This window comes from Agromyces sp. P1_H4, from assembly GCF_056405255.1.
In genome coordinates this window covers 1-10,099 of sequence record NZ_JBFUCL010000118.1, presented here as the reverse complement: position 1 = coordinate 10,099, position 10,099 = coordinate 1, and the positions used below count along the sequence as shown (strand labels likewise).

6 protein-coding genes and 1 pseudogene are annotated in these 10,099 nt (G+C 69.3%); 1 reads left to right on the top strand and 6 read right to left on the bottom strand.

Annotation, left to right across the window (positions count from 1 at the left end; all coding sequences use genetic code 11):
- Nucleotides 1-2,543 (top strand): outer membrane protein assembly factor BamB family protein (locus AC1DY2_RS09280; protein ID WP_476762154.1); only part of this gene is annotated, 2,543 nt, incomplete at its 5' end.
- A 74-nt stretch (nucleotides 2,544-2,617) separates the two neighbouring features.
- On the opposite strand, the gene AC1DY2_RS09275 is transcribed toward AC1DY2_RS09280, so the two are convergent.
- The 6 genes and pseudogenes from AC1DY2_RS09275 to AC1DY2_RS09250 all read right to left on the bottom strand — a co-directional run.
- On the bottom strand, nucleotides 2,618-4,477 hold the full coding sequence (locus AC1DY2_RS09275; protein ID WP_476762153.1) for a 5'-nucleotidase C-terminal domain-containing protein: 1,860 nt from the start codon (nucleotides 4,475-4,477) through the stop codon (nucleotides 2,618-2,620).
- Nucleotides 4,478-4,740: 263 nt separating this feature from the next.
- A complete protein-coding gene (gene ilvC, locus AC1DY2_RS09270) occupies nucleotides 4,741-5,799 on the bottom strand; it encodes a ketol-acid reductoisomerase (RefSeq protein ID WP_268891231.1) in 1,059 nt (352 codons plus the stop codon).
- 38 nt (nucleotides 5,800-5,837) lie between these two features.
- Complete coding sequence (ilvN, locus tag AC1DY2_RS09265) at nucleotides 5,838-6,347, bottom strand: acetolactate synthase small subunit (protein WP_159600415.1); 510 nt, start codon at nucleotides 6,345-6,347, stop codon at nucleotides 5,838-5,840.
- Between the two features lie 2 nt (nucleotides 6,348-6,349).
- Complete coding sequence (locus tag AC1DY2_RS09260) at nucleotides 6,350-8,152, bottom strand: acetolactate synthase large subunit (protein WP_476762152.1); 1,803 nt, start codon at nucleotides 8,150-8,152, stop codon at nucleotides 6,350-6,352.
- Nucleotides 8,153-8,196: 44 nt separating this feature from the next.
- Entirely contained in the window at nucleotides 8,197-9,891 is a 1,695-nt protein-coding gene (gene ilvD / locus AC1DY2_RS09255; RefSeq protein WP_159600411.1) for a dihydroxy-acid dehydratase, read from the bottom strand.
- 10 nt (nucleotides 9,892-9,901) lie between these two features.
- A pseudogene (locus tag AC1DY2_RS09250) lies at nucleotides 9,902-10,099 on the bottom strand (trehalose-phosphatase); the annotation flags it as partial.

The window sequence follows — 10,099 nt, the reverse complement described above, 5'->3', positions numbered from 1 at the left end:
TGCACGCGCTCGCTGTCGCGGCGGAGGCCTGGGACGCGGGCGGTCGAGCGGAGGAAGACCTGTATCGCGGCGCGAGRTTGCAGTCCGCGCTCGAGTGGAAACGGGGCGGCGACCGCGATCTCACCGAGGACGAGACGGCCTTCCTCGCGGCGTCGTCGGCACGTGAGACCTCGGAGCGGGAGGCGCTCGTCGCTCAGGCCCGCCACGAACGGACGCAGAACCGAAGGCTCCGCGGCCTCCTCGTGGGCGCGGCAGTGCTGATTGTGGCCTTGGTGGGTGCGGGCGGCCTCGCGGTGGTCTCGGCGGATCAGGCGGCACGGAGCCGCACGGAGGCGAACGTCGAGGCACTCGTCAGCACCGCGCTCGCACTGAGGACATCGGAGCGGGACGTCGCCGCCCTGCTCGCCGCGGAGGCGTATCGGCGCTGGCCCGAGGACCCGCGGACGCGCGCCGGGATGATGGGCGTGCTCACGGCCGCGGGAGGGTTCCTCGGCAATGCGCTCGTCGACGGGGCGCACAGCACGATGGGCGCCGTGATCCCGGGAACCGACCGGGCGTTCATGGTCGACGACTCCGGAGCCGCTGCGGTCCGCGACCTCGAGACCGCAGCGCTGGTCATGCCCGTCGAGACGGGTCTCGACGGGCTCGACTCCACGCCACCGTTCCCGCTCGTCGAGGTCAGCGCCGACGGCACCACTGGAGCCATCCTGTGGCCGGGCGACGTCGAACCGTCGACACTGGGCGTCGGCACCACCGCGGAGTCGTATTTCGTGGTCGCCGGCCCCACCGTGAGCTCCGATCTCGTCGTCGTCGATCTGTCGTCGGGCGAACGACTGCTCGGTCCGCAGCGTCTGGAGTTCGGTCCCGGTGCACTCGCCGTGGAGGGCGACGGATCGAGGATCGCGGTCGCGGCGACGCACGACGGCGCCGTGTCGATCGTGGACGTGCCGACGGGGTCGGTGACGCCGGTCACCGAACAGGTCGTCGCCGCGCTCGAAGTGACGGACAGCTTCGCCGCGGCGCTCGCGTTCACCACCGACGGGCGCCTGTACGCGGGAAGGGTGGCCGGCGCGATCGAGGTGATCGACCCGGTGCGGGCCGCCGTGACGACCCGCTATGCGGTGCCCGCGGAGTCCGCCCACGTGGCCATGGAGGTGCTCGACTCGGGACTCGTCGTCGCGAGCGGGGATCGGGCGATCGTCGCCGTCGACGGGGCGGACGGCCATGTTCGGTGGACGCATCCGGTGTCGGGGTTCGGTCCCACCTCGTGCTCGTGGATCACCGCCTCGGAGGTGGCGGGGCACGTGTACTGCGCGGGCCTGTACGGACTGATCGACCGGTACGAACTGGACGATGGCGAGCAAGTGGGTTCGGGACTTGATGCGCTGCTCGGGACAGTCGGTCCCGTGGGGGTCGTCTCCGGCGGAACCGAGCTGGTCGCACTCAACCAGATACCGCCGGCGATCGCGCGCTGGCAACTCGATGGCGGCGGACTCCTGACACGTCTCATCGCGCCCGGATCATTCCTGGCGAGCGGCTACTCGCACGACGGGCACACGCTGCTCACCGCGGACGGACAGGGCGACACGGGGTGGGACGACGTGCATCACGGGGTTGCGATCCGCGACTCCGTCACGGGTGATGTGCGCGGTGAATTCACAGCTCCGGTGTCCACACCGATCTGGGTCGGCTCCGACGCGATCGTCGGCTGGTTCCCCGAAGACGATGCATGGCGACTCGTCGATGCCGACACCGGGCGGGACATCGGAGCTCCGCTTCCCACCGGTGCACGCCTGCCCTGGGTGACCCACGCGGGTACGCGGTTGTACCTCTTGGTCGAGGACGAGGGCGTGGTCCATCTCGATCCGGCGACCGGCGAGCAGGTCGCCGAGCCGATCTACGCGGTGGTACGAATCGATCCGGCGACCGGCGAGCAGGTCGGCGAGCCGATCGTCGTCGGCGGGCTCGTGATCTGGGTTTCGGAGTCGCCCGACGGCCGGCGGCTCGCCATCACCTCGTACAGCGACGAGCGCGGCGACCTCCTGACCATGGTCGATGTCGCAGGCTGGAGGATCACGCGCCGCGGGAACCTCCTGACGGGTCCCCCGGTGCTGCTCGACGACGGCACGATGATCGGTTCCCGGGACAACCGGATGATGCGGTTCGACACCGAGACGTACGACCAGGTGGGCTCTCTGCCCGGCACGGCCGGCGGGCTGGGCGTCCCCGAGACGAGCGACGACGGGCGAACGATGGTCATGTCCGCCGGGGCGGGCATCACGCTGCTGCACGACACGGCCACGGGCATCCGGCTGGCCGAGCCCTTCTTTCACGACTCGCCCGACTACGTCGGGAGCGCGCTGCGGCCCGACGGGCTCGAGCTCGCGATCTCGGAGGATGCGGGCATCGCGATCTGGGATCTCGATCCGGAGYATCAGTTCGCGGCGGTCTGCCGCATCGCGGGCCGTGATCTCACCGAGCACGAATGGCGCACCTATCTCGACGGACTCGGCGAGCTGCGGAGCACCTGCGGTTCCGACTGAGCGGAGGTACGACCGTGCCCCTCACGAGGTCGGCCCGCCCCGGATCGGGACGGGCCGCCATCGCGTTCGAGGGGTCAGAACACCGGCACGCCGTTGCGCACGAGTCGCCAGTTCTCGACGTGGAACGTGGCCGGGTCGATGGTGCCGGACGCCGAGGCGTACGACACGATCGCCTCGCGGATCGCGACCTGCGCGTTGTAGACCACCGGAGCCGTCGCGATGTGCGGGAATCCGCCGCCGCCCGACTGCCGGTAGTTGTTCACAGCGACGAGGAACTGCTGCCCGGCCGCCACCGGCGCGCCCTGGTACGACAGCCCGACGATGCGCGAACCGACGGGCTGCGACACGTCGACGCCGTAGTCGACACCCGAGAACTGGTCGTAGTTGTAGTCGGGCCGGTTGTTCGCGTTCGTCCAGGATGCCGGGTCGACCGGCGCGTCGGGCGCCACCGGCTTGAAGTACTCCGCCGAGTACTCGAGGTAGTCCTTGATCTGGGCGCCGGTGAGGATCGAGGCGAGGAGCGTGTTGTCGTAGATGTAGAGCCCCGCGACATCCTTGATCGAGACCGGACCCGCCGGGAAGCTCGCCGCCCGGTTGAACGGCGCGGCGATCGAGACGATCGGGAGGGATGCCTCGGGCGTGCCGGCCACGGCCGCGGCGACCGTGGCCTCCTGGACCACGTTCACGTAGTCGAGGATCGCCGTGTCCTTCCAGCACGCCTCGGCGGCCGACATCGCCTCGGTCGAAGTCGCGACCGTCGTGTTGACGTAGTCGACGACGGCGTCGTGCTGCGCCTGCACCACGGCGACGAGCGCGGGGTCGTCGACCACGGTGTTCGTGTTCAGCGTGGTCGCCGAGCTCGAGGCGACCGACCACTTGCCCTTGGCGAACTCGAGCGTGAGATCGAAGACGCTGAGTCGCTGGCCCCAGTTCTTCGGCTCGCTCATCACGACCTGGCGACCCGTCTCGAGGTTCGTGACGAACCGCTGCGGCACCTCCCGGTGCGCGTGCCCGAAGAGGATCGCGTCGATGCCCGGCACCTGCTCGGCGACGAGCGCGGCCGCGTTCTCGACCGGCAGGTCGCCGGCGTACGACGAGGTGCCGCTGTCGCCCGAGTGCGCGCTCACCACGACGATGTCGGCGCCCGCCGCGCGCATCACCGGCACCCAGCGCGCCGCCGCTTCGACGAGGCCCTGCACCTCGAGCTTGCCGCTGACGTTCCCCTTGTCCCAGATCACCACACCCGGGTTCGTGAGACCGAGTACACCGACGCGGATCGGCGGACGCCCCTTCACCTTCATCGTCTTGATCGTGTACGGGAGGTACGCGGGCACCTTCGTTCCGGCGTGCACGGCGTTCGCCGCCAGCACGTCGGCGTCCATCTGCGAGATCCAGTAGTCGAGGAACTCGAGGCCGTAGTTGAACTCGTGATTGCCGAGCGCGACGGCGTCATAGCCGATCGCGTTCATCTGCGCGGCCATCGGATGGATCGCGCCCGTCTCGGTGACCGGCTCGACGGTCGCGTAGTAGAACCCCAGCGGAGTGCCTTGGATCGTATCGCCCGCATCGAAGAGCAGCGTGTGCTCACGGCCCCGCTGGGCGCGGATCTCGTTGACGACGCTGGAGACGCGCGCCAGCCCGACCACGTTGCCCTGGGCGTCGCTGTAGGTGGCGTCCTTGTAGTAATCCCAGTTGATGACGTTGGCGTGCAGGTCGGAGGTGCCCATGATCGTAATGGTCACCGACTTGTCATTCGGGGCGGCCTGGGCGGCGCCCGGCCATCCGACCGCGGCGAGCGCGCCGGCGGCCGAGATCCCCACGAGCATGTTCCGTCGGGTGAGTCCGGAGCCCGTGGGCGCTGCGTCGTCGTCGGGCACGGCGCACGAGCACCAGCGCGGGGTCGGGTCGGAGTGGTGGTGTCGGAGTTCGGTCATGGAAGGCATGCGACCACACCGGCGACCGCTTGGACAAGTGCTTGTGCGCAACTCGCTCATACGAGCACGGCACGGGACGACTGGCCCGGCTCCGGATCCGACGGAAAGGCCCGCCCCGGAGCATCCGGAGCGGGCCTCACGACGCGATGACGCGTCGACGAACGAGCGAAGCTCGCGTCAGCGAGCGACCTCGCCGTCAGCGCCGGCCGAAGGACGGCGCTGCATGAACACCGTTGACGGAGAGGGCGGCAGGTCCGCTCGCGTCAGCGAGCGACCTCGCCGTCCACGTAGTCGTCGTCGTTCGACGCGTTCCAGGCGAAGAGCTTGCGCAGCTCGCGGCCCGTCGCCTCGATCGGGTGCGCCTCGCCCTTCTTGCGGAGCTCGAGGAACTCGGGGGCACCGGCATCCTGGTCGGCGATGAAGCGCTCGGCGAACGCGCCCGACTGGATGTCGGCGAGCACGGCCTGCATGTTCTCCTTGACGTGCGGGTCGATGACGCGGGGGCCCGAGACGTAGTCGCCGTACTCGGCCGTGTCGGAGACCGACCAGCGCTGCTTGGCGATGCCGCCCTCCCACATGAGGTCGACGATGAGCTTCAGCTCGTGGAGCACCTCGAAGTACGCGACCTGCGGCTGGTAGCCCGCCTCGGTCAGGGTCTCGAAGCCGTACTGCACGAGCTGCGAGACGCCGCCGCAGAGCACGGCCTGCTCGCCGAACAGGTCGGTCTCGGTCTCCTCCGTGAAGGTCGTCTTGATGCCACCGGCGCGCAGGCCGCCGATCGCCTTGGCGTACGAGAGCACGAGCGGCCAGGCGTTGCCCGAGGCGTCCTTCTCGACGGCGACGATCACGGGCACGCCGCGACCCGCCTCGTACTCGCGGCGCACGGTGTGGCCGGGGCCCTTCGGGGCGACCATGACGACGTCGACGCCCTCGGGCGCCTCGATGTAGCCGAAGCGGATGTTGAAGCCGTGGCCGAACACCAGGGTCTTGCCCTCGGCGAGGTTGTCCTTGATCGACTCGGCGTAGATGTGACGCTGGTACTGATCGGGCGCGAGGATGACGATGACGTCGGCACCGGCCGCGGCGTCGGCGACGCTCTTCACCTCGAAGCCGGCCTCCTCGGCCTTCGACTTCGACTTCGAGCCCTCCTTGAGGCCAATGACGACCTCGACGCCCGAGTCGCGGAGGTTCTGCGCGTGCGCGTGTCCCTGCGAGCCGTAGCCGATGACGGCGACCTTCTTGCCCTGGATGAGCGAGAGGTCGGCGTCCTTGTCGTAGTAGATCTCAGCCATGTGCTGTCTTTCTCCTTGGTTTCGGTTCAGGTGACGGATGCCGCGACGGCGCGCCGCGGCATCCGTGCTCAGTTCTTGAAGACGCGCTCGGTGATGGACTTGCCGCCACGGCCGATCGCGAGGAGGCCCGACTGGGCGATCTCCTTGATGCCGTAGGGCTCGAGCACCCGGAGGAACGCGGTGGTCTTGCCGGAGTCCCCGGTGACCTCGATGACGAGGGCGTCGGTCGACACGTCGACGACGCGGGCGCGGAAGAGGTTGACCGCCTCGAGCACCTGCGAGCGGGTCGCGTTGTCGACGCGCACCTTGATGAGCAGGTGCTCGCGCTGCACCGACTGGTTGGGGTCGAGCTCGACGATCTTGATGACGTTGATGAGCTTGTTGAGCTGCTTCGTCACCTGCTCGAGGGGAAGCTCCTCGACGTCGACCACGACCGTGATGCGCGAGAGCCCCTCGATCTCGGAGTGGCCCACCGCGAGCGACTCGATGTTGAAGCCGCGGCGCGCGAAGAGTCCGGCGACGCGGGTCAGCAGGCCCGGCTTGTCCTCGACGAGGAGGGAGAGCACGTGGGTCGACATGGTCAGTCCTCCTCGCTGAAGGCCGGCGAGTGATCGCGGGCGTACTGGATGTAGCTGTTCGACACGCCCTGCGGCACCATCGGCCAGACCATCGCGTCGGCCGAGACGACGAAGTCGATCACCACCGGGCGGTCGTTGGTCTCGAGCGCCAGCTTGATGGCGGCGTCGACCTCCTCCTCCTTGGTGACCCGGATGCCGAGCGCGCCGTAGGCCTCGGCGAGCGCCACGAAGTCGGGCACCCGTACGGTGTCGTGCCCGGTGTTCAGGTCGGTGTTCGAGTAGCGGCCGTCGTAGAACAGCGTCTGCCACTGGCGCACCATGCCGAGCGAGGAGTTGTTGATGATCGCGACCTTGATCGGGATGTCGTTCAGGGTGCAGGTGGCGAGCTCCTGGTTGGTCATCTGGAAGCAGCCGTCGCCGTCGATCGCCCAGACCACGCGGTCGGGCTGGGCGACCTTGGCGCCCATCGCCGCGGGCACCGCGTAGCCCATGGTGCCGGCGCCGCCCGAGTTCAGCCATGAGTTGGGTCGCTCGTACTTGATGAACTGCGCGGCCCACATCTGGTGCTGGCCCACGCCCGCGGCGTAGATGCCCTCGGGCCCCGTGAGCTCGCCGATGCGCTGGATGACGTGCTGCGGCGCGAGCAGGCCGTCGGAGGGCTTCGAGAATCCGAGCGGGAACTCGGAGCGGAGTCCGTCGAGCGTGGCCCACCACTCATCGATGTCGGGCTGCCCGCCCGTCGTGGCGTCGCCGTAGGCGGCGAGCAGGTCGACGAGCACATCCTTCAGGTCGCCCACGATCGGCACGTCGGCCGTGCGGATCTTCGAGATCTCGGCGGGGTCGATGTCGACGTGCACGACCTTGGCGTTGGGCGCAAACAGCGCGGCCTTGCCAGTCACGCGGTCGTCGAACCGGGAACCGAGCGCCAGCAGGAGGTCGGCCTCCTGCAGCGCGATCACGGCCGGGACCGTGCCGTGCATGCCCGGCATGCCGAGGTGCTGCTGGTGGGAGTCGGGGAACGCGCCGCGAGCCATGAGCGTGGTCACGACCGGTGCGTTCGTCGCCTCCGCGAGCGCGAGCAGCTCCTCGGAGGCGTGCGAGCGGATGATGCCGCCGCCCACGTAGAGCACCGGGCGCTTCGCCTCGGCGAGCAGCTGCGCGGCGGCAGCGACCTGCTTGCCGTGCGCCTTCGTGATGGGCCGGTAGCCCGGCAGGTCGACCTTCGGCGGCCAGCGGAAGGTGAACTTCGCCTGCTGCGCGTCCTTGGTGATGTCGACGAGCACGGGGCCCGGACGCCCCGTCGTGGCGATGTGGTACGCCGCCGCGATCGTTCCCGGGATCTCGGCAGGGTCCTTCACGAGGAAGGAGTGCTTCGTGATGGGCATGGTGATGCCGACGATGTCGGCCTCCTGGAAGGCATCCGTGCCCATGAGGTTCGAGAACACCTGGCCGGTGATCGCGAGGATCGGCACCGAGTCCATGTGGGCGTCGGCGATGGCCGTGACGAGGTTCGTCGCCCCCGGACCCGACGTCGCGATGGCGACGCCGAGCTTGCCGGACGACGAGGCGTAGCCCTCGGCCGCGTGGCCGGCGCCCTGCTCGTGGCGCACGAGGATGTGCCGCAGCTTGCGGCTGTCGAGCAGCGGGTCGTAGACGGGGAGGATCGCGCCGCCGGGCAGGCCGAAGACGTCGGTGATGCCGAGCATCTCGAGCGAGCGGACGACCGCCTCGGCACCCGTCATCTCGACGGGAGCGCCGGACGGCACTGGGGCGGGCGAAGGCACGGGCGTCGATTCCGTGGTCATTCGGTTCCTGTTCTGATGGACGGTGTGTGCGGGGAGCGCAGCACTCACCCCGTCGTGGCGCCTTCTGCGGCGGAACGCACGAGCTTGGAGTACTTCGCGAGGACGCCACGGGTATAGCGCGGAGGAAGCGGAGCCCAGCCTTCACGGCGGGCAGCCAGCTCGGCATCGTCGACCAGTAGGTCGATGGAACGAGCTGCGATATCGACCCGTATCAGATCACCATCGCGCACGAAGGCGATAGGACCTGCGTCCACCGCTTCGGGTGCCAGATGGCCGATGCAGAGGCCGGTTGTGCCGCCTGAGAATCGACCGTCCGTCAAGAGTAGTACATCTTTTCCGAGCCCAGCGCCCTTGATGGCCGCGGTGATCGCGAGCATCTCCCGCATTCCCGGACCGCCCTTGGGGCCCTCGTAGCGGATGACGACCACGTCGCCGTGCTTGATCTCGCCGGCGGTGAGGGCGTCCATCGCGGCGCGCTCCCGCTCGAACACCCGCGCGGGGCCCTCGAACGTGGCGGCGTCGAATCCGGCCGTCTTGACGACGGCGCCCTCTGGGGCGAGCGAACCGTGCAGGATGGTGAGCCCGCCCGTCTCGTGGATCGGGTTGTCGAGGGTGCGCAGCACCTCGCCGTCGAGCGGCGGGATGTCCATCTCGGCGAGGTTCTCGGCGAGGGTCTTGCCGGTGACGGTGAGCGCGTCGCCGTGCATGAGCCCGGCGTCGAGCAGCGCCTTCATGAGCACGGGAAGGCCGCCACGGCGGTCGACGTCGTTCATCACGTACTTGCCGAACGGCTTCAGGTCGCCGATGTGCGGCACCTTCGAGCCGATGCGGTTGAAGTCGTCGAGGGTCAGCTCGACCTCGGCCTCGCGGGCGATGGCGAGCAGGTGCAGCACGATGTTGGTGGAGCCGCCGAGGGCCATGCCGACGGCGATGGCGTTCTCGAAGGCCTGCTTGGTGAGGATCTGGCGGGCCGTGATGCCGTGCTTCAGCAGGTTGACGACGGCCTCGCCCGAGCGGTGCGCGTAGTAGTCGCGACGGCGATCGGCGGATGCCGGTGACGCCGAGCCCGGCAGCGACAGCCCGAGTGCCTCGGCGACCGAGGCCATGGTGTTGGCCGTGTACATGCCGCCGCAGGCGCCCTCGCCGGGCGCGAACGCGCACTCGATGCGCTTGGCGTCGGCCTCGCTCATGGTGCCGGCACGCACGGCGCCGACCGCCTCGAACGAGTCGATGATCGTGATGTCCTTCTCGGTGCCGTCGGAGAGGCGCACCCACCCGGGCGCGATCGAGCCGGCGTAGAGGAACACGGACGCGAGGTCGAGTCGCGCGGCGGCCATCAGCATGCCGGGGATCGACTTGTCGCAGCCGGCGAGCAGTACGGAGCCGTCGAGGCGCTCGGCCTGCATGACGACCTCGACGGAGTCGGCGATGACCTCTCGGGAGACGAGCGAGAAGTGCATGCCCTCGTGGCCCATCGAGATGCCGTCGGAGACGGAGACGGTGCCGAACTGCAGCGGGTACCCGCCGCCGCCGTGCACGCCCTCCTTCGCCGCCTGCGCGAGCCGCGCCAGGGAGAGGTTGCAGGGCGTGATCTCATTCCACGAGCTCGCGATGCCGATCTGCGGCTTGTCCCAGTCCGCATCGCCCATGCCGACGGCGCGGAGCATCCCGCGGCTGGTCATGGCTTCGATGCCGTCGGTGACGGTGCGACTACGGGGCTTGGGATCGAACTCCGACATGCCTTCGAGTCTATGGCCAGCGCGAAGGGGCCTCGCGCGCCGCGTCACGGGCATCGGCGAGGCGCTCGAGGAGGTCGGCGACGTCCTCCGGGCTGCGCACCCGGTACGTCGCGATCGACTTGCCCTGGCCCACCTTCACGCCGACGTCCTCGGCGTCGAGGGTCGCGAACGCGTCCTCGTCGGTGACGTCGTCGCCCACGTACATGAC

Coding starts and splice junctions, on each gene's coding strand:
- AC1DY2_RS09275 (WP_476762153.1), bottom strand. CDS start 4,477: ATGACCGAACTCCGACACCACCACTCCGACCCGACCCCGCGCTGGTGC.
- ilvN (WP_159600415.1), bottom strand. CDS start 6,347: ATGTCGACCCACGTGCTCTCCCTCCTCGTCGAGGACAAGCCGGGCCTG.
- AC1DY2_RS09260 (WP_476762152.1), bottom strand. CDS start 8,152: ATGACCACGGAATCGACGCCCGTGCCTTCGCCCGCCCCAGTGCCGTCC.
- ilvD (WP_159600411.1), bottom strand. CDS start 9,891: ATGTCGGAGTTCGATCCCAAGCCCCGTAGTCGCACCGTCACCGACGGC.